We start from the raw sequence: 18,786 nt of genomic DNA, 5'->3' as shown, positions 1-18,786 counted from the left end.
CGTCAAATCTTTCAGATCAGGATGTTGCAAGAGAAAATGAGAAATGCCTTGGTCGGTCGCCGAAGGCAGGATGGGTGACAGCCGAAACACCGAAGGTCGACGAAACAGCGTGATTGGTCAGGACTTCATCAGGGGAGCCGAAGCCGATCATCCGCCCGTCCGCCATCATGGCAACATGGGTGGCAAAGGCGCCCGCCAGATTGATGTCGTGCAGCGTGGTTATGATCGTGAGGTTCAGATTGCCGAGGAGCTCCAGCAATTCCAATTGGTGCCGTATGTCGAGATGGTTTGTCGGCTCGTCGAGAATGATGATGCTCGGCTCCTGTGTCAGGGCCCGGGCAACCAGCACCCGTTGTTTTTCGCCGCCGGATAGCGTCGAGAACTGCCGGCCCGCCATGGCAAGCAGTTCCAGATGCTCAAGCGCATGATCAACCTTGGCACGGTCCAGATCCGTCCATCCGGTCAGGCCCTCCCTTCGGGGGATGCGTCCCATCATCACGACATCGCGGACGCTGAAGGGAAAGTCGCCCGGCATTTCCTGCAGGACGACGGCAACGTTACGCGCCGTTTCACGCGCCGACATCTGCCAGATATCGCGCCCATCAATGGCAATGCGGCCAGCAAGGGGTGCGACACCCCGGTACAGGCAGCGCAGGAGCGATGTCTTGCCTGCACCGTTTGGGCCGACGATGGCCAGACGATCTCCCGCAGCGAGATTGAATTTCACATCCTTGACCAGCAGCAGATCCGGCCGTGGCCCCCAGTTCAAGCCCGTGACACTGAGGCTCGCTCCGATCGTGTCACAGCTCATGATCTGCTCCCGTCCTGTTCGAGACAAGGCTCGGAATGCGGGCAAGGGTCTTGCGGGCGAGGAGCTTTGGGCGCTCGCACTGGCGCGACATGCCGTCCGGGCGTTCTGCGTAGAGCCTGGCGAAATCGACAAGCGCCCTCACATCGGCATCGCTGCTGATGCGTGAGAAAAGGTAGCTCGCCTTTCCCTCCGCCTGGAAAGCCACCGCACAGGGCGTATCGCAGGCGGCCATGCAGGCTGTGCCGCGAATGGCGAAGTGAGAGGCCGGCGGGACCCCTTCATCCAGCCGCTCACGCAGCAGTCCGGCAATCGCAGCGGCGGCCAGATCATCGGGTGCCAGCCGCCTGCAATCGGTGCAGACCGTTATCGTGTGGTGTGAATTCGCCGCCATTTCCGTCCTCCGCGATGGATCTCCGGAGGGAAAAAGGCACATAATTTCAGGCGTGCGCGCACGCAGCCTGTCCGCCAGTCTCGATCCATCGGAACACCCCGTCCGTTGCGTTTCTTCATGCTTGACGGCAGGTCTCCTGGCTCGCGGATATGTGCTGTCTGCCTGCCTTCCCGCGCCAGGCGCAGTGGCATGATGCTGACGCATCACGAGGACAGACGGCAATCCGCTTACAGTTGCGGGGGCAGCCACGGTCTTGGTCCCTATTTGGGTCGTCCGCACCGTGTTCCCTATTAATCCCCTCGAAGTCATTCGTCGGGGAACCGTCACCATCATGATTACGCTCCGTCTGCGAGAGGCGTCAAGCAGATTGTCGGGCAGCCTTCCCACAGCCGCCGATCAGCACGACACCAGCATGTTTTGTTATACCATAACGTTTAGTGATCGCGCCTGTTCTTGTCCAGTGGAAAATCACATCTCCTCCCCACTTCGTTCCTGAAGCCTCGAAGCTTCGACATTCCCGCGATCCGGCAAGTCTCGTACGGTAGAGGGAACGGCATCTTCTTCAATCAGCCGCGCCCCGCGCTGACTCGTCAGGTAACGCCAGATCCACTGGATGCTGACGAGGATGCGTTTTTCGAAATTGACCAGCAGATAGACATGGACAATCGCCCAGAGAAGCCAGGCAAGACGCCCCTTCAACTGCCAGCGCCCGAAATCGAAGATCGCCGCATTGCGCCCGATCACAGCGGTATTTCCGCGATTCCTGAACCGGAAGGCTTCGGGTTTGGTGCCTTTGGTCAGCGTCTGGCAGAGTGCCTTGCCCAGATAGTGACCCTGCTGCTTTGCCACCTGCGCCAGCGCCGGCAAGGGCTTGTCGTCCGGCCCCAAGGCCGCTGCCGTATCGCCGATGGCATAGATGAAGGGATGATCCTTGACCTGCAGGTCAGGGTCCACGGGGATGCGTGCGCCCGGTTTGCCTTCAAGGCCGAGCCAGGTCCCTGCCGGAGACGCCTTCACGCCCGCCCCCCAAACGATGCAGCTTGCAGGCAGCTTTGTGCCATTGAAGACGACATGATCTGTTGCGATCGCCTCAACCGGTGTTGCGGTCAGAACCTCGACGCCAATGCCTTCGAGATAGTCTTGAGCGTATCTGGCCAGATCCTCTGGGAAGGATGACAATATGCGGGGACCTGCTTCCAGCAGGATCACCCGCAGAAAGCTTGGGTCCAGGTTGCGGAAATCCCTGCCGATCATGAAGCGCCCGAGTTCGGAGACGGCGCCCGCCATCTCGACGCCTGTCGGGCCGCCACCAATGACAACACTGGTGAGCAACGCGCGCTTTTCTGCATCGTCCGTAGCACGTTCGGCCTTTTCGAAGGCGAGAAGCAGATGGTGGCGGATCTGCCGGGCCTCGTGCACGCTCTTCAACCCCGGGGCCGCGCGGCGCCAGTCGTCATGGCCGAAGTAGTTGTATTCGGACCCCGTGGCGATCACCAGCCGGTCATAGCCGATCGCGATGCCGTCAGAGAGCTTGACCTCCTGCGCAACGGCATCAATGCCGGTGACCTCCGCCAGCACCACGCGGATATTGCGATAGCGCGCAAGGGTCCGGCGGATCGGCTCTGAGATATCGGCTGGCGAAAGCGCTGCGGTGGCAACCTGATAAAGCAGCGGCTGAAAGAGATTGTGGTTGCGCCGGTCGATCACCGTCACCTCGATCTCGGTATCGCCCAACGCCTTGGCGCAGGCCAGTCCGCCAAATCCTGCACCGATGATGACGACGTGGTGTTTCTTGTTTGGAGTCTCGGCCAGTGTGGGATTTGTCATTTATGTCTCCGCTTCCATCGCACCAGCAAACCGGAGCGACTGCATCATTGTTCCCCAACGCCTCCCGAAGCGATCAGCATCACAGGCAACCACTGGTGGGGAACCATCGTCCGGGCCAACCTGTTTCATTCATGACCAGCTAAAACAAGGAGACAGATCATGGGCATGAATTCACCCAAGGACGGCAAACCCGGCACGACGGACCAGTCCCCCCGCTGGGAGGGACCGGAGGAAAACCGTCCGCGCGGCTATCTGCCGGCCAAGGACAATCCGGATGTCGACCGCGATGCTGTCGGCGAGAACCTGCAGGAGCCGCGCAAGCGGGATCTGTCGGATGCACTGAAAACGCGTGAGGACGTCGAGCGCGACAATCAGAAAACGTGACAGAAACAGTCGGAACAAGCGCGGGAGGGCGCGGTTAGGCGGCGGTACAAACGAGGAGACTGCCATGTTCTATACCGACAACAAGCTCCAGTACCCCGTCCGCGTCGAGAAGCCGGACCCCCTCTTTGCCCGCGCCTTGCAACAGGCGATCGGCGGCATCGAGGGCGAGATCCGGGTCGCCATGCAATATTTCTTCCAGGCCTGCGGCGCCCGCGGCAATCCGAAATACCGTGACATGCTGATGAATACGGCCGCTGAAGAGCTTGGCCATATCGAGATGCTTGCAACAGCCGTTGCAATGAACCTTGAGGGAGCGCCGCTTTCGCTGAAGGAAGAGGTTGCGGCCGACCCGGTCGGTGGCGGCGTGCTTGGCGGCATCAACCTGAAGAACCTGCTTTCGGCAGGCCTTTCCGCCATGCCGGTGGATTCCGATGGTGTCCCCTTCGACATGTCGCATATCTATGCGAGCGGCAATATCGCGGCGGACATGTCGGCCAATGTCACGGCTGAATCGACAGGACGTATCCTGGCCGTGCGCCTTTTCAACATGACCAATGATCCCGGCATGAAGGACATGCTGTCCTACCTGATTGCCCGCGACACGATGCACCAGAACCAGTGGCTGGCCGCCCTTGAAGAGCTTGGCGGGCACAAGGAGGTTTTCCCGATCCCCAACAGCTTCCCGCAGGATCAGGAGAACCAGGAATTCAGCTATTCCTATCTCGGTTTCCAGGCAGATGGCAGCGAACCACCGCAGGGCCGCTGGACCGAGGGGCAATCCATCGATGGCAAGGGCGAGTTTTCGTCAGCGCCGATGGAGCCGCTGGGACAGCGCCCGGATCTTGGCCGTGCCAAGCCCCATAGTGGCGCCCAGAACGAACAGCTCTGATCGGGCGACAGGCGCAAGAATTGCGAACCGGATCCGGGAACAAAGCCTGCCCCGTTCGGTTCGCAGTGTCATCACTCTCAAGCTTCCGCACCACAGAACCGAAAGATGGAGACCAACACATGGCCGACCTGAGAGACCATTATATTGACTGGATACGCGATGCCCACGCCATGGAGGAGCAGGCGGTGACCATGCTCACTGGCCAGGCGAAACGCCTTGAACACTATCCGGAGCTGAAGGCCCGTATCGAACAGCATATCCGCGAAACCGAAAACCAGTCCAAGCAGCTGGAACGGGTTCTCGACAGCCTCGGTGACGATTCGTCCACCTTGAAGGATCTCGCCGGCAAGACCACTGCCAGCATGCAGGCCATGGGCGGCATGTTTGCCAGTGACGAAGTGATCAAGGGCTCTATGGCCGGCTACACCTTCGAAAACATGGAAATGGCCACCTACAAGGTGCTGATCGCTGCCGCCGAAGCCCTTGGGGATGCGTCGAACAAGAGCATCTTCGAAGCTATCCTCGAAGAGGAAAAGGCAATGGCCGCATGGCTCTGGGACCATCTCGACGACACCACCCGCCAGTATCTGGCCCGCAACGAAGCCGACGTCACCGCCAAGCGCTGACGTTTTCTCGAACTCCCCAACCTCCCCCCGGCCGCCTTTAAGGCGCCCACCTCGGCCCCACTTCGCGTGGGGCCTTTTTTTGTGTCTTCATCATCTGCCGGCATAGATGCGGTCGATCACTTCCGTGACAGCCAGGATGCGGTCGGTCGTCGGATCATGGCGGGCGCTGACCTGCAAGGTCTTTGCCCAGTCGATGATCGCCTTGCCACCCCAGTCTTCCGGCGGTTCGGTGAGGATATCGCGCTCGGTGCCGCGATAACGCAGCGCCTGGAAATCGAAAAAGGAGCCGCCGAGGTTGACGAAGCGGGCGCCGCCCTTCGTGCCGCGCACATCCACCTTGATCTCGGCATCTGAGCCGGCATGGGCGCGCCAGGAGCAGGCGAGGCGAATGACCGCCCCGCTCTCGGTCTCGATCGTGGCGAGTGCATAATCCTCGACAGTGCTGGAACCTGCAGTCAGCCTTTCCCCATCGGCAAACAAGCTGCTGGAGACGCTATGGACGGACTGATTGCCTGTCAGCGCCATGGCCAAATCGACCAGATGAACACCGAGATCCATGACACAGCCGCCTCCCGATAGCGTCCGGTCATAGAACCAGTCCTTGTCCGGTCCATAGGCGTTGTGAAACTCGAGATCAATGCTGAAGATCCGGCCAAGGGCCGCTGCATCGACCAGTTCCTGGATCGCCATCATGCCGCGTGTCTTGCGATAGGAAAAATCCACCCCAAGCAGCCGATCCGCCGATCGGGCCGCCGCAATCACAGCTGCGACTTCGGCAGCGTTGCGTCCCAGCGGCTTCTGGCAAAACACCGGAATACCGTGGCTCAGCGCCTCGATGGATTGCTGGGCATGCAAGGCGCTGGGTGTTGCGATCACCAGCCCATCGGGCTTGAGCGCCATGATGTCGGCCAGATCGCTGCAGACGGCGGCCTTTGGCGCCAGGATCTTCGCCTCTTCGATCATCTCCGCCGACGGGTCGGCAATTGCGGCCACCTCGACGAAGCCCGTCCCAATCAGGGACTGCATGCGATGCCGGCCAATCCAGCCGGTGCCAAGAAAGGCAAGATACAGCGGCGGACGATTGGTCAATGTTCCTTCAGCCTGCATCATGTGAGCGAAACCCATGCCTTCAGGAAGCCGTCCGGACGGTCGCGGGTAGCATTAAGAGCGGCCCCAAGCTCTTCAAGCGGATAGCAATGGGTCAGCAGCGGTTCGGGATCGAGCCTCCCCTCCTCGACGGCCTTCACCGCCTCGCGGATGCCCTCGATACAAACCTCCGGGTCACGTTCATGCGCGTTGATCACGTCGAGGCCGCGCCAGTTCCAGAGTTGCATGTTGACCTGTCTTGGCCCGTCCTGGTGATAACCCGCCACCACCAGCCGGCCACGCTCCTTTGTCAGTTCAGCGGAAAGGTCGAGTGGCCACTGCTTGCCAACTGCTTCAATGACAACATCGCAAAAGCGGCCATCGGTCAGACTTCTTACCTTCTCGATGATCTCCCAATGGTCGCGCATTTCGACGCATTCATGGGCTCCGGCCTCTCTTGCGATTTTCAGGGAAAAGTCTCGCCGCGAGATGGCAATAACGCGGGCACCGGCCTGAACCGCGAGCTGGATCAGGAGCGCACCGAGAAAGCCGACACCAACGACGGCAACCGTCTGACCGGTCTCAATCTGGCTGCGCCTGAAGATGTTCATCGCGCATCCGAGCGGCTCACCGGGAAAGGGTTTGCCGACAAGGCTTTCGGGCAGCTTTACCACTGCAGTCTCGGAGGCGACGTCATATTGGGCATAGGCTTTGTAGGACAAAGCCGCGACCCGGTCGCCCGGCGAAAGCGTCTCCACGCCTTCGCCTAGCTGATCGATGACGCCCCAGCCCTCATGCCCCAGATCGCCGGGTGCGGTCGGAAACTCCATCCAGTCCGGACCGGACCAGGGTCCGAGATTGGAGGCGCAGACGCCGCAGCCTTCCAGCCGGATTCGCACTTCGCCGGGGCCGGGCTTCGGTGGCGCGCACTCCTCGATATCTATCTTTCCGGCAGCGGTAACCACTGCGGCTTTCATTGTTCTGGTGAGCGTGCGGCTCGTCGCGTCCATCCGTCTTTATCCTTCTTGTTGTTCGGCTTCTTCGGTGACGAGAGGCCTAACAAGCCGGACCCTTCATAGTTCCGGATGATCAAGAAGATGAAGACAAAGAAAATGACGAAGCTGAAGAAGCAGCGGGAACATTCACCACAGCATCCGGTTCTGGAAGCACATTCTTTGACGTTTTCCCAACTAGGTTCAGGTGAGTTCAGTGTCAAAAATTCTGGTTACCGGCGGCTGCGGTTTTATCGGTCGCCACGTCGTCGAGGAGCTCCTGCAGGAAGGCCACGCGGTCCGCGTTCTCGATTCCCTCATCGAACAGGTCCATGGGGATAGCTCCTGCAACCTTGCGGATAATGTCGATGTTCGCCATGCGGATCTGCGTGATCGCGCGGCGGTCGATGATGCGCTGTCCGGCGTCGATGGCGTGATCCATCTGGCCGCCGAAGTCGGTGTCGGCCAGTCCATGTACGAAATCTCCCGCTATGTCGGCGGCAACGATCTTGCGACTGCCGTCCTCCTGGAAGCAATGATCGGTCGATCGATCCGCAAGATCGTCGTTGCCTCGTCGATGAGCGTCTATGGCGAAGGTCTCTACGCTTCACCCGAGGGCGATCGGCGCGACCGCGTTCGTCGTCCGCCGGAAAGCCTGCGTCAGGGTCTCTGGGAGCCATTGGGTCCCGAAGGCGAATGGCTGACCCCTGTTCCGACCGATGAGGAAAAGCCGGTTGATCTCGCTTCCATCTATGCGCTGACCAAATATTCGCAGGAGCGCGCCGTGCTGATCTTCGGCGAGGCCTATGGCATTGAGGCATCGGCCCTGCGTTTGTTTAACGTCTTCGGCGCCGGTCAGGCGCTGTCCAACCCCTATACGGGTGTTCTTGTCAATTTCGCCTCGCGGCTCGCCAATGGCCAGAGGCCGATGATTTTCGAAGACGGCAATCAGAAACGCGACTTCGTTCATGTACGCGACGTGGCGCGCGCCTTCCGGCTGGCCTTCGAAAAGAGCCAATCTGCCGGACATGTCATCAATGTCGGCAGCGGTCAGGCCTATTCGATTGCCGAGGTTGCCTCGCTCCTGGCTGATGCCATGGGGGTTGCGGACATCGAACCGGAAATTCTCAACAAGGCGCGGGCGGGCGATATCCGCAACTGCTTTGCCGATATCGGCAAGGCGCGTGACCTTCTGGGCTTTGAGCCGAAACACCGCCTGGAACACTCGCTTGAACCCTTCGCCGCCTGGGTGCGCGAAGTCGGCGCAATTGATCGCGGCCAGGAAATGCGCCAGCAGCTTGAAGCGCGGGGTCTGGTATCATGAGCCGATCTGCAGCCCCCTCAAGCGGCCAGCAATTCGGTTTCGTGGAATGGTTCCGCCCCGGCGAATACGAGCGGACCGAACGCGTCATGGCCGAACTCGTTGCCAGTGGTGCATCGTATCTCAGAACCCATCTGTCATGGGCGGAATATCTGGCACCGGGCGGCGAGCAATGGTTCGACTGGCTGATCCCTCGGCTCGGTCGCGAGATCGATCTTCTGCCGAATATCCATTACACGCCACCGTCTCTTTCCCGCACCGGCAAGAGCTCCGGTGCGCCGCATGTGCTGAAGGATTATGCTGATTTCGTCGATCACGTTCTGACGCGCTATGGCCGACACTTCCGGCATATCGAGCTTTGGAACGAGCCCAACAACCTGCTCGACTGGGACTGGCGGGAAGATCCGGAATTTGACCTCTTTTGCCAGATGGTCGGCGGTGCTGCCTACTGGGTCAAGCATCGCGGCTGGAAAGCAGTCCTTGGCGGCCCCTGCCCCTTCGATCCCTATTGGCTCAACCTGATGGGTGAGCGGGGCGTGCTGGCTGTGGTCGATGCCGTGGGCTTTCACGGTTTTCCCGGCACCTGGGACAGCGAGGAGGCAAGCTGGGGCGGCTGGGACCTGCATCTTGGCGAAATGCGACGCGTGCTCGACCGCTACAACAGGGATGCTGAAATCTGGATTACCGAAACAGGCTATTCGACCTGGCGCAATGACGAGATCGAGCAGGTCCGGCGCTTCTGCCATGCACTCTCGGTCCCGGCTGCGCGCACCTATTGGTACGGTTTTCAGGATGTCGACCCCACGGTCGCGGTCCAGGAAGGCTTCTGGTTCGACCCGCGCCATTATCATCTCGGCGTTGCCGATCACGAGGGGCAGCCAAAGCTGCTCGGCCGCCTCCTTCAGGAAGGTGGTGTTGAGCGGGCGCGGGAAGTCGCGAAACTTTCAGCCCCGGCACTCGCCGGAGTTGCCCGGCCCATCGTGATCACCGGCGGCAGCGGCTTTATCGGAGCAAACCTTGCAGACAGCTTCCTCGCCGATGGACAGGAAGTGATCGTTCTCGATAATCTGAGCCGTGCCGGCGTGGACCAGAATCTTGCCTGGCTACAGGAGCGGCATGGTGCGCGCGTCCATCCCGCCCTTGCGGATGTGCGCGATCTGCATGGGATCCAGCCGATCGTGAAGGATGCCAGCGCTGTCTTCCATCTGGCTGCCCAGACAGCGGTCACAACCAGCCTTGATCTGCCCTTGCAGGATTTCGAGATCAATGCGCGGGGCAGCATCAATGTGCTGGAGGCGGTGCGCCAGAGCGGGCGCAAGCCGCCGGTGATCTTTGCCAGCACGAACAAGGTCTATGGTGGGCTTGATGATCTGTTGATGGCGGAGACCGAAGACCGCTATGTCCCGACGGATGCGGAAATCCGCAACAACGGCATCGCCGAGACCCGTCCGCTTGATCTTTGCACGCCATACGGCTGCTCAAAGGGTGTGGCCGATCAATATGTGCTCGACTACGGCAAGTCCTTCGGCCTTCCGGCTGCCGTGCTTCGCATGAGCTGCATCTATGGCCCGCGCCAGTTTGGCACCGAAGACCAGGGCTGGGTCGCGCATTTTCTGATCCGGGCGCTGGGCGGTGAAGCCCTGTCGATCTACGGAAACGGCAAGCAGGTGCGCGACATCCTTTTCATCGATGACGCGATTGCCGCCTACCGGATGGTGCATGCACGGATCGACCGCATCGATCGGCGGGCCTTCAATCTCGGCGGCGGCCCCCGCAATGCCGTCAGCCTGCTCTCGCTGATGCGCGAGATCGAGAACCTGACCGGCCGCCCTCTGAAACGCGAGTTCTCTGACTGGCGGGCGGGCGACCAGAGCTATTTCGTCGCCGATACCCGTGCGCTCGAGAGCGAATGCGGCTGGCAGGCACGCGTTGGCTGGAAGGCCGGGCTGAAGCGCCTGCATTCCTGGTTGATGGAGCATCGGTTCTCGCCTGAAAGCGCCCCGGCGATCTTGCAAAACAATCTGGAAAAGGTGCGGGCATGAGGACCGAGGTCACGACAGATCAGGCCCCTCTCAAGGTGCTGATGACGCTCGATGCCGTTGGAGGCGTCTGGCGCTACAGCCTCAATCTTGCAAGCGCGCTTGCCGATTTCGGCGTCGAGACCGTCTTTCTCGGCTTCGGACCTGCGCCGGACGGGCAGCAAGAAGCAGAAGCCCGCGCGATAGGCACTCTGGAATGGAGCGACCAGCCTTTGGACTGGATGGCCAGCGGGGCGAATGCGCTGGCTGCCATTCCGGACGTGATCGCAGAGGTGGCGGGCCGGATGCAGGCCGATCTCCTGCATCTCAATCTTCCCTCCCAGGCCAGCGGTCTTGTAACCGAGCTTCCGGTTCTCGTGGTTTCGCATTCCTGCGTGCCGACATGGTTTCAGGCTGTGCGAGGCCATGAGGCAGAGCCCGGTTTCGAATGGCATCACGGCTTGAATGCCGAAGGTCTTGCCGGCGCTGATCTTGTGGTCACACCAAGCCGCAGCCATGGTGAGCTGGTCACCCGCTGCTATGGCCCCCTGCCGCATCTTGCGACCGTCCAAAACGGCAGCGCAGCCCCGGAAACCGAGGCTTTGAAACAGCCTTTCGTCTTTTCGGCGGGCCGCTGGTGGGACGAGGGCAAGAATGGCCAATTGCTTGATCTTGCCGCCGCTTCGAGCCTCTGGCCGATCCGGGTCGCTGGCTCCTGTGATGGCCCGGGCGGTGAGCAGTTCCGCTTTCTCCATGTCGAGCATCTCGGGGCCCTGACCCACCGCGATCTGTTGTCACATTCCGCAAGGGCCGCGATCTTTGTCTCGCCGTCACGCTATGAACCGTTCGGGCTTGCGGTGCTGGAGGCGGCTCGCGGCGGTGCCGCCCTCGTCCTTTCTGACATCCCGACCTATCGTGAGCTCTGGGATGATGCGGCCATTTTCATCGATCCGCATGATCCGCTTGCCCTTGCAGGCGTCCTGAACGGGCTCGCCGACCAGCCCTTCGAGCGCGATCGGCTGGGTTGGGCGGCCCGGCTCCGGTCCCGCTCCTTTACCACCGAAAACCAGGCCGAACGCATGGTCAGGCTCTATCGCAGCCTTCTGAGACCGGCGGTTGAGCCACGCCTGCTGGAGGCCAGCCCTTCATGAACATCCTTTTCTACACCCATTCCCTCGTCTCTGACTGGAACCATGGCAATGCCCATTTCCTGCGCGGTGTCATGCGGGATCTCGTCCGCCGCGGTCATCAGGCGGCAGCACTCGAGCCGCGCCGCTCCTGGAGCCGGGACCAATTGGTTGCCGATCAGGGCGAGGCCCCGGTCGTGCGCTTTTCGCAAACCTTTCCTCAACTCAAATCCATCTCCTATGACGAGGATTTCGAGCATGAGAGAGCGCTTGCCGAAGCCGACGTGGTGATCGTCCATGAGTGGACCGATCCCGCGCTGATCGCCCGGATCGGCAAGGCGCGCCGCTCGCTCGATTTTACGCTGTTGTTTCACGACACCCATCACCGCGCCGTCTCTGCCGATGGCGAGATCGCAACGCTTGATCTCTCCGCCTATGACGGCGTCCTGGCTTTCGGCGAAACACTGCGCGAGCGCTACCTTGCCGCTGGCTGGGGCCGTCAGGTCTTTACCTGGCATGAGGCAGCGGATGACGCGCTCTTCAAACCACGCCCCCGGATCGAACAGAACCGCGATGTGGTCTGGGTCGGCAATTGGGGCGATGACGAGCGCAGCCGCGAGATCGGCGAGTTTCTGATCGAGCCGGTCGCCCGGCTTGGATTGTCTGCCACGGTGCATGGTGTGCGCTATCCGCGTCAGGCGAAGGCCGCACTTGAGATTGCCGGCATTGCCTATCGCGGCTGGGTCGCCAATGCCGATGTGCCGACCGTTTTCGCGCAGCACCGGCTGACTGTCCACATTCCCCGCAGGCCCTATGTCGAAAGCCTTCCGGGCATTCCGACGATCCGGATGTTCGAGGCGCTTGCCTGCGGCATTCCGCTCATTTCGGCCCCCTGGCGCGACGAAGAACGGCTGTTTCGACCGGGCGATGACTTTCTCTTTGCTCGAAACAGCGAGGACATGACCCGCATGATGCGCGATCTGATCGCCGATCCTGCCGCCCGAAAGGCGCTTTCCGACAGCGGATTGGAGACCATTCGCACCCGCCATACCTGCCGTCACCGGGTGGATGAGCTGTTTGGCATCCTCAATGAAATCGGCACGAGCCGGGTTCGCCGCGAACTCACAGACCAGGAGGCTGCCGAATGAAGATCGCATTCTATGGATCCAGCCTCCTGTCGTCTTACTGGAACGGAGCCGCCACCTATTATCGCGGGCTTTTGCGGTCGCTCTCAGCGCTCGGCTACGAGGTGACCTTCTACGAGCCGGATGTCTATGATCGGCAGAAGAACCGTGACATCGATCCGCCGGACTGGGCGCGCGTGATCGTGTATCCGCCGACGGAAGAAGCCCTTTCGAAGGTGATTGCCGAGGCGGCACTGGCAGATATCGTGGTCAAGGCCAGCGGCGTCGGCTTTGCAGACGAGGAACTTTTCCTGCGCCTTCCACAGGCGGCCAGGGTCGAGGCACTCAAGGTGTTCTGGGATGTCGATGCGCCAGCCACGCTTGGCGAGGTGCAATCATCAGACGATCATCCAATGCGCCGCCACCTCGATCTCTACGACCTGGTGCTGACCTATGGCGGCGGTGATCCCGTGGTCGAGGCCTACCGCGAGATCGGTGCGCGCGAATGCATCCCCATCTACAACGCGCTTGACCCCGAGACCCATCATCCCGTCGAGCCCGATCCACGCTTTGCGGCGGATCTTGCCTTTCTCGGCAATCGCCTGCCGGATCGCGAGGCCCGTGTCGGCGCCTTTTTCCTCGAACCGGCACTAAACCTGCCCGAGGCACGCTTCCTGCTCGGCGGTTCCGGATGGCAGGACAAGCCACTTCCGCCCAATGTGAGGCTGCTTGGCCATGTGCCAACGCGCGACCACAATGCGCTCAATGTCACGCCCAAGGCGGTGCTCAACATTTCGCGCGACAGCATGGCGCGCAACGGCTTTTCGCCGGCCACCCGCGTCTTCGAGGCCGCTGGCGCCGGTGCCTGCCTGATCACCGATGCCTGGGAAGGCATCGAGCAGTTTCTGAAGCCCGACGAGGAAGTGCTCGTCGCTCGTGACGGTCGTGACGTGGCAGAAATCCTGAGCCGGCTTACGATCGACAGCGCCCGTAGCATCGGTCGGCGTGCTCTCGCACGCGTGCTGAAAGACCACACCTATGAACAAAGGGCCCGGCAGGCCGACCTGATCTTCAGGGCCTGGCGCATGCATGGCCTGCAGAAATCCCGCAAAGGAGCCGTGGCATGAAGGCTGCCTATGACTTCGTCTTTCTCGGCCTGTCGCTCTCATCGTCCTGGGGCAACGGGCATGCGACCACCTTCCGCTCGCTGATCCGGGGCCTTGCCGCCCGTGGCCAGCGCGTGCTTTTTCTGGAACGCGACGTCCCCTGGTATGCGGAGGCGCGAGATCTCGAAAACCCGGATTTCTGCACCCTCGACTACTATAGCGACATCGAGGATCTCCTGGCGCGGCACCGCGATGCAATCACGGCCGCCAAGGCCGTTATCGTCGGCTCCTATGTGCCAGCCGGTGTCGCCGTGCTCGATGTTCTTCACGCCCTGAAGCCGAAACGGCTTTGCTTCTATGACATCGACACCCCGGTCACGCTGTCCAAGCTTGATCGTGGCGACGAGGAATACATCGCAAAGCGCCAGTTTCCGATGGTCGACATCTATTTCTCCTTTGCAGGCGGACCGGTCTTGTCCTGGCTGGAAAAAGCGCTGGGCGTCAAACAGGCCGTTGCACTCTACTGCTCCGTCGATGCGGAACGCTATCAGCCGACAGGAGAGCCGATTTCCTGGGATCTCGGCTATCTCGGCACCTATAGCCGGGATCGGCAGCCGGTGCTTGAACGGCTGTTGATCGAGCCTGCGCGACGTTTGCCGGACAAGCGTTTCATTGTGGCCGGACCACAATATCCCGGCGACATCGATTGGCCGGACAATGTCGACCGCATCGATCACCTGCCGCCGGCGGATCATCCGTCCTTCTACAGTCGCCAGCGCTTCACGCTCAATGTCACACGCGCCGACATGGTGGCGCTCGGCTGGTCGCCGAGTGTGCGACTGTTCGAAGCCGCCGCCTGCGAAACCCCCATCATCAGCGACAACTGGCAAGGCCTGACCGACTTCTTTTCCGATGGAGACGAGATCCGCATCGCCACCGATTCGGACGAGGTTGTGCGCATCCTGACCGAGACCAGCGAGGCCGATCGAATGGCCCAGGCAAAAGCGGCTGCAAGGCGCGTTGCCGAGCGACATACCGGCCTTGCGAGAGCCGACGAGTTCCTGGCGGCACTGGAGCGCGAGCCAGCTCTGACCGCGAAGATGCTGTCGGCTGCAGTCCAGCATCGCCAGCACGCCTGACCCCTGGATTCGGCTGACCCTTTAAAGGAGTGGTTCATGTTACAGAGAAAAGATCGTCGAAAAGGTCAGACCATCCTTGTCGCCGGAGGTGCCGGCTTTGTCGGCTCTCACCTCTGCGATGCCCTGCTTTCTCAGGGTCACAAGGTCATCTGCCTGGATAACTTCCTGACCGGTTCACTGGCCAATGTCGCTCCTTTGCGCAATCATCCGGGTTTCACGCTGATCGAGCACGATGTCTGTGATTGGCTGGAGATGAGCGAGCCGGTCGACCAGATTTACAATCTGGCCTGTGCGGCCTCGCCGCCCGCCTATCAGGCCGATCCGGTTCATACGATGATGACCTGCGTCAAGGGAACCGGCAATCTTCTCACCCTTGCCGAACAGAATGGTGCCCGTCTTCTGCTTGCCTCCACCAGCGAGGTCTATGGCGATCCGGAAGTCCATCCGCAGCCCGAGGATTATCGGGGCAATGTCAACTGCACCGGCCCCCGCGCCTGCTATGACGAAGGCAAGCGCGCGGCAGAAGCGTTGTGTTTCGATATGTTGCGCACGGGTCGTGTGGATGCGCGCGTGGCGCGGATTTTCAATACCTATGGCCCGCGCATGCAGCCGAAAGATGGACGCATCATCTCCAACCTGATCGTCCAGGCGCTCAGCGGCAAATCGCTGACCATCTATGGCACGGGCGAGCAGACCCGTTCTTTCTGCTTTGTCAGCGATCTCGTCGCAGGCCTGATTGCCCTGATGCAGATTGACCCAAACCCGGAGGTTCCGGTCAATCTCGGCAATCCCGGCGAGTTCTCGATCAATGAACTCGCCGGACTGGTCAAGGATGAGATCCCCGAATGCAAAGGCCTCGTCTACCGTCCTCTTCCCCAGGATGACCCCAAGCGCCGGCGGCCAAATATCGACAGGGCTCAGAGCCTGTTGAACTGGTCACCGAAAGTGCCGCTGCATGACGGACTGCGACAGACGATTGACTGGTTCGAACAAACCTTGCCAACCCATCCAGCCTCCCGGGCGAAGAAGGAGATATCGCTGGCCAATCTGCCGGCAGGAGAATGAGACATGAACAGCAAACCCGACCTGAAACAGACGATCCAGGAGCTGGGCCCCTGGTTTCACAACCTGCGCATCGACGGCATCGAAACCGCACCGGAGCATTTCCTCGGCGACTATCCCCGATACAAGTGGGAGGGATTCCGCCATGTCGTCCCTGAGCGGCTTGATGGCTGGAAGGTGCTCGATATCGGCTGCAATGCCGGCTTTTATGCGCTGGAGATGAAGCGGCGTGGGGCAGACCGCGTCGTCGCGATTGATTCCGACGCCCGCTATCTGGCGCAGGCGGAATTTGCCGCCGGAGAGGCCGGGCTCGATATCGAGTTTCGCCAGATGACGGTCTATGATGTTGCCAAGCTTGGTGAACGCTTCGATCTGGTGATCTTCATGGGTGTCCTCTATCACCTGCGCCATCCGCTTCTGGCGCTGGATCTGCTTTACGAGCATGTCGCCGATGACTGGCTTCTGTTCCAATCCATGCAAAGAGGCCCCGACAGCGTGGCGGAAGTCGCGGAAAACTATGATTTCGAGGAGGAAAGCCTCTTTTCCAAACCTGATTTTCCGGCGCTTTATCTGATCGAACACCGCTATGCCGGCGATCCGACGAACTGGTTCATCCCAAACCGGGCGGGCGTCGAGGCGCTGTTGCGAAGTGCAGGCTTCACCATTGCAGAGCATCCCGAGAGGGAGGTTTATCTCTGCCGGCGCGGCGAAAGGCCGGTCATGGCCTATTCACCGCCCTGACGCGCGAAGCTCCGTCTTGGGACTGAATGCTGTGGGGGGATTTGTCCTAGTTTCCGGGCACACCTGCGCCCTGCATCGTCATGGTCACAATAATGATCAAGACCACGATGATGGCGAGGGCAATACCGATCAGGCCGTTGCGACTCATGTCATGTCCCTTTCTATTGACTGACCGGACATCAAGGCTGCAGCACGACCTTGATGCAGCCGTCTTTCTTGTCACGGAATTTCTTGTAGAGTTCCGGGCCATCTTCGAGTGAACCGCGATGGGTGATGACGAAGGAGGGATCGAATTTCCCCTCTTCGATCAGGCCAAGCAGCTTTGGCAGATAGCGCTGGACGGGCGTCTGGGCCATGCGGAATGTCAGACCGCGATTGATCGCCGACCCCATAGGGATCTTGTCGAGAAAACCGCCATAGACGCCGACAATCGAGACCGTGCCGAAGTTGCGGCAGCAATGGATCGCCTGACGCAGCACATGGGGACGATCCGTACCCATGAAGGTGGCCACCTTGATGCGGTCCCAGGTCGCATAGACGCTGGAGAAGGTATCGGCCTCGGTGCCGACTGCGTCGATACAGGCATCCGCGCCGCGTCCGCGGGTCAGTTCCATGATCCGGTCATAAATATCCTCATGGCGGAAATCGAGTGTTTCGGCGCCAGCCTTGCGGGCGAGTTCCAGCCGTTCCGGCACCGTGTCGATGGCAATCACCCGCTCGGCACCCAGAAGAAATGCGGAGCGGATTGCCATCTGGCCGACCGGTCCGCAGCCCCAGATCGCGATGGTATCGCCCTGCTGGATGTCGCAGAATTCTGCCGCCATGTAACCCGTTGGGAAAATATCCGACAGGAAGAGCGCCTGATCGTCCGTCAGCGTGTTGGGTACCTTGATCGGCCCGACATCGGCATAGGGCACGCGCAGATATTCCGCCTGTCCGCCAGCGTATCCGCCCAAAAGATGGGAATAGCCATGCAGCCCTGCAGGAGAATTTCCCCAGACCTTGGAGACAATGTCCTTGTTGGGATTGGAGCGTTCGCAGCCGCTGTAGAAGCCGCGCTTGCAGAAGAAGCATTCGCCACAGCCGATCGAAAAGGGCACTACAACGCGGTCGCCGACCTTGAGTTTACTATTGTCGCCCCCAACTTCGACAACTTCGCCCATGGCTTCGTGGCCGACAATATCACCGTGCTGCATGGAGGGGATGACACCGTCGAAGATGTGGAGGTCGGAGCCGCAGATAGCACAGGCCGTCACCTTGATGATGGCGTCACGCCCGTCTTCTATCCGGGGATCCTCGACGCTTTCGCAGCGGATGTCGCTCTTGCCATGCCATGTCAGTGCTTTCACGGGACTGCTCCTTGTGACCATTGAACAAACGCACCCACTTTCCAGACAAGACTGCCCCCTCGCCCTTGCCGACGATCGGCAAGGAGCAGACAGTCGTTTGGTCTCCGCTGGTTTGCGTCCTGGTCCCTAATCCCCGAGGCCTCACTCGGTTCCCCCCAGGGCTTGTCTCTGTCGCCTGAAGCGTCAGTAAAGCGCCTTCAATTCCTGGACCTTGGCAAGGTCTGTTCTGACTTTCGGGTAAAGCGCCTGGGCATAGACCTTCAGGTTGCCGTCCGGCCCATTGGCCGCATAGGCGCCGAGCAGGCCCACCGCACGCTGTTGCGCCACAAGCTGCAGGTCGAGATAGGTCTGATCAAACTGGTTACCGGCTGCATTGTTTAGCGCGTTGATCTCCGCTTCCTGGTCTGAATTCAAGAAAGGCAGGAAGTCGACATTGTCGGCCCCCGCCGAGGTCTTCAGCTGCCTCTGAGCCGTCTTGTGATAGGAGACCATGGTTTCGGCAAAGCTGCGAATGGCCGGGTCCTGAGACTTGCGCAAGGCAAGCTCAGACGAGACGATGGCGACGAGATTGGAGCCGGACGCCTGTTCTACAAAGGCACTCGGGCTTGGAGCCTCACCTGCGGAAGGAGCGGTCTGGTCCGCCGGCATTGGCACCTGCTGCAGAGGTGTCAGCTGCTGCGCTAGGACACCGCCCGCAGGGATGCAGATTACTAGAGCGGCCACAAGCCTCCGAAACATTTCGACCTCCAATCGTTGGACCTATCGTCCAACGCCTGCCACGCCATTGCGTTCC

General features: G+C 60.7%; 18 protein-coding genes and 1 riboswitch. Of the genes, 11 read left to right on the top strand and 7 right to left on the bottom strand.

From position 1 onward, the window contains the following. Positions 1-16: 16 nt before the first annotated feature. The 3 genes from FE840_RS05015 to FE840_RS05005 all read right to left on the bottom strand — a co-directional run bounded on the left by FE840_RS05015 (position 17) and on the right by FE840_RS05005 (position 3,029). Positions 17-811, bottom strand: a complete 795-nt coding sequence (locus FE840_RS05015; protein WP_138285910.1) for an ABC transporter ATP-binding protein — start codon at positions 809-811, stop codon at positions 17-19. Continuing rightward, positions 801-1,202 carry a DUF1636 family protein gene (locus FE840_RS05010; RefSeq protein ID WP_171033645.1) on the bottom strand — a complete coding sequence of 134 codons (402 nt, stop codon included), beginning with the start codon at positions 1,200-1,202 and terminating at the stop codon, positions 801-803. Before FE840_RS05010 ends, FE840_RS05015 begins: the two co-directional genes overlap by 11 nt. 109 nt (positions 1,203-1,311) lie before the next feature. Continuing rightward, positions 1,312-1,542, bottom strand: a riboswitch (cobalamin riboswitch). 128 nt (positions 1,543-1,670) lie between these two features. Then, positions 1,671-3,029 carry an NAD(P)/FAD-dependent oxidoreductase gene (locus tag FE840_RS05005; protein WP_138285912.1) on the bottom strand — a complete coding sequence of 453 codons (1,359 nt, stop codon included), beginning with the start codon at positions 3,027-3,029 and terminating at the stop codon, positions 1,671-1,673. A gap of 159 nt (positions 3,030-3,188) precedes the next feature. On the opposite strand from FE840_RS05005, the gene FE840_RS05000 reads away from it, so the two are divergent. The 3 genes from FE840_RS05000 to FE840_RS04990 all read left to right on the top strand — a co-directional run bounded on the left by FE840_RS05000 (position 3,189) and on the right by FE840_RS04990 (position 4,928). After that, positions 3,189-3,413 carry a hypothetical protein gene (locus FE840_RS05000; protein WP_138285913.1) on the top strand — a complete coding sequence of 75 codons (225 nt, stop codon included), beginning with the start codon at positions 3,189-3,191 and terminating at the stop codon, positions 3,411-3,413. A 64-nt stretch (positions 3,414-3,477) separates the two neighbouring features. Further along, entirely contained in the window at positions 3,478-4,302 is an 825-nt protein-coding gene (locus FE840_RS04995; RefSeq protein WP_138285914.1) for a manganese catalase family protein, read from the top strand. A 119-nt stretch (positions 4,303-4,421) separates the two neighbouring features. Continuing rightward, a complete protein-coding gene (locus tag FE840_RS04990; RefSeq protein ID WP_138285915.1) occupies positions 4,422-4,928 on the top strand; it encodes a ferritin-like domain-containing protein in 507 nt (168 codons plus the stop codon). A 90-nt stretch (positions 4,929-5,018) separates the two neighbouring features. Here the strand turns inward: FE840_RS04990 and FE840_RS04985 are convergent, their stop codons facing one another. Both FE840_RS04985 and FE840_RS04980 read right to left on the bottom strand, forming a co-directional pair. Beyond that, positions 5,019-6,038 carry a Gfo/Idh/MocA family protein gene (locus FE840_RS04985; protein WP_138285916.1) on the bottom strand — a complete coding sequence of 340 codons (1,020 nt, stop codon included), beginning with the start codon at positions 6,036-6,038 and terminating at the stop codon, positions 5,019-5,021. Then, entirely contained in the window at positions 6,035-7,024 is a 990-nt protein-coding gene (locus FE840_RS04980) for an MDR/zinc-dependent alcohol dehydrogenase-like family protein (protein ID WP_171033646.1), read from the bottom strand. Before FE840_RS04980 ends, FE840_RS04985 begins: the two co-directional genes overlap by 4 nt. Before the next feature lie 199 nt (positions 7,025-7,223). On the opposite strand from FE840_RS04980, the gene FE840_RS04975 reads away from it, so the two are divergent. The 8 genes from FE840_RS04975 to FE840_RS04940 are packed head-to-tail and all read left to right on the top strand — an operon-like array spanning position 7,224 to position 16,644. Next, positions 7,224-8,330, top strand: a complete 1,107-nt coding sequence (locus tag FE840_RS04975; RefSeq protein WP_138285917.1) for an NAD-dependent epimerase/dehydratase family protein — start codon at positions 7,224-7,226, stop codon at positions 8,328-8,330. Next, positions 8,327-10,369 carry an NAD-dependent epimerase/dehydratase family protein gene (locus FE840_RS04970; RefSeq protein ID WP_138285918.1) on the top strand — a complete coding sequence of 681 codons (2,043 nt, stop codon included), beginning with the start codon at positions 8,327-8,329 and terminating at the stop codon, positions 10,367-10,369. The genes FE840_RS04975 and FE840_RS04970 overlap by 4 nt, the downstream gene beginning before the upstream one ends. After that, positions 10,366-11,496 carry a glycosyltransferase family 4 protein gene (locus FE840_RS04965; protein WP_138285919.1) on the top strand — a complete coding sequence of 377 codons (1,131 nt, stop codon included), beginning with the start codon at positions 10,366-10,368 and terminating at the stop codon, positions 11,494-11,496. Before FE840_RS04970 ends, FE840_RS04965 begins: the two co-directional genes overlap by 4 nt. Continuing rightward, a complete protein-coding gene (locus FE840_RS04960) occupies positions 11,493-12,620 on the top strand; it encodes a CgeB family protein (protein ID WP_138285920.1) in 1,128 nt (375 codons plus the stop codon). The genes FE840_RS04965 and FE840_RS04960 overlap by 4 nt, the downstream gene beginning before the upstream one ends. Beyond that, positions 12,617-13,723, top strand: a complete 1,107-nt coding sequence (locus tag FE840_RS04955) for a CgeB family protein (protein WP_138285921.1) — start codon at positions 12,617-12,619, stop codon at positions 13,721-13,723. The genes FE840_RS04960 and FE840_RS04955 overlap by 4 nt, the downstream gene beginning before the upstream one ends. Further along, a complete protein-coding gene (locus FE840_RS04950) occupies positions 13,720-14,841 on the top strand; it encodes a CgeB family protein (RefSeq protein WP_138285922.1) in 1,122 nt (373 codons plus the stop codon). The genes FE840_RS04955 and FE840_RS04950 overlap by 4 nt, the downstream gene beginning before the upstream one ends. Positions 14,842-14,877: 36 nt before the next feature. Next, the gene (locus tag FE840_RS04945; protein WP_138285923.1) at positions 14,878-15,906 is read left to right on the top strand and encodes a UDP-glucuronic acid decarboxylase family protein; all 1,029 of its coding nucleotides are present in this window, start codon (positions 14,878-14,880) and stop codon (positions 15,904-15,906) included. A gap of 3 nt (positions 15,907-15,909) precedes the next feature. Next, positions 15,910-16,644 carry a TIGR04290 family methyltransferase gene (locus FE840_RS04940; protein ID WP_138285924.1) on the top strand — a complete coding sequence of 245 codons (735 nt, stop codon included), beginning with the start codon at positions 15,910-15,912 and terminating at the stop codon, positions 16,642-16,644. Between the two features lie 179 nt (positions 16,645-16,823). On the opposite strand, the gene FE840_RS04935 is transcribed toward FE840_RS04940, so the two are convergent. Further along, on the bottom strand, positions 16,824-17,993 hold the full coding sequence (locus FE840_RS04935) for a zinc-dependent alcohol dehydrogenase (protein WP_171033647.1): 1,170 nt from the start codon (positions 17,991-17,993) through the stop codon (positions 16,824-16,826). Between the two features lie 183 nt (positions 17,994-18,176). Further along, positions 18,177-18,731 carry a DUF4142 domain-containing protein gene (locus tag FE840_RS04930; RefSeq protein WP_138285926.1) on the bottom strand — a complete coding sequence of 185 codons (555 nt, stop codon included), beginning with the start codon at positions 18,729-18,731 and terminating at the stop codon, positions 18,177-18,179. Positions 18,732-18,786 lie beyond the last annotated feature (55 nt).

The sequence above is a fragment of the Peteryoungia desertarenae genome (assembly GCF_005860795.2).
GTDB classification, from domain to species: domain Bacteria; phylum Pseudomonadota; class Alphaproteobacteria; order Rhizobiales; family Rhizobiaceae; genus Allorhizobium; species Allorhizobium desertarenae.
This window is presented reverse-complemented; position numbering and strand designations above follow the sequence as displayed.

Coding starts and splice junctions, on each gene's coding strand:
- FE840_RS05015 (WP_138285910.1), bottom strand. CDS start 811: ATGAGCTGTGACACGATCGGAGCGAGCCTCAGTGTCACGGGCTTGAAC.
- FE840_RS05010 (WP_171033645.1), bottom strand. CDS start 1,202: ATGGCGGCGAATTCACACCACACGATAACGGTCTGCACCGATTGCAGG.
- FE840_RS05005 (WP_138285912.1), bottom strand. CDS start 3,029: ATGACAAATCCCACACTGGCCGAGACTCCAAACAAGAAACACCACGTC.
- FE840_RS05000 (WP_138285913.1), top strand. CDS start 3,189: ATGGGCATGAATTCACCCAAGGACGGCAAACCCGGCACGACGGACCAG.
- FE840_RS04995 (WP_138285914.1), top strand. CDS start 3,478: ATGTTCTATACCGACAACAAGCTCCAGTACCCCGTCCGCGTCGAGAAG.
- FE840_RS04990 (WP_138285915.1), top strand. CDS start 4,422: ATGGCCGACCTGAGAGACCATTATATTGACTGGATACGCGATGCCCAC.
- FE840_RS04985 (WP_138285916.1), bottom strand. CDS start 6,038: ATGATGCAGGCTGAAGGAACATTGACCAATCGTCCGCCGCTGTATCTT.
- FE840_RS04980 (WP_171033646.1), bottom strand. CDS start 7,024: ATGGACGCGACGAGCCGCACGCTCACCAGAACAATGAAAGCCGCAGTG.
- FE840_RS04970 (WP_138285918.1), top strand. CDS start 8,327: ATGAGCCGATCTGCAGCCCCCTCAAGCGGCCAGCAATTCGGTTTCGTG.
- FE840_RS04965 (WP_138285919.1), top strand. CDS start 10,366: ATGAGGACCGAGGTCACGACAGATCAGGCCCCTCTCAAGGTGCTGATG.
- FE840_RS04960 (WP_138285920.1), top strand. CDS start 11,493: ATGAACATCCTTTTCTACACCCATTCCCTCGTCTCTGACTGGAACCAT.
- FE840_RS04955 (WP_138285921.1), top strand. CDS start 12,617: ATGAAGATCGCATTCTATGGATCCAGCCTCCTGTCGTCTTACTGGAAC.
- FE840_RS04950 (WP_138285922.1), top strand. CDS start 13,720: ATGAAGGCTGCCTATGACTTCGTCTTTCTCGGCCTGTCGCTCTCATCG.
- FE840_RS04945 (WP_138285923.1), top strand. CDS start 14,878: ATGTTACAGAGAAAAGATCGTCGAAAAGGTCAGACCATCCTTGTCGCC.
- FE840_RS04940 (WP_138285924.1), top strand. CDS start 15,910: ATGAACAGCAAACCCGACCTGAAACAGACGATCCAGGAGCTGGGCCCC.
- FE840_RS04930 (WP_138285926.1), bottom strand. CDS start 18,731: ATGTTTCGGAGGCTTGTGGCCGCTCTAGTAATCTGCATCCCTGCGGGC.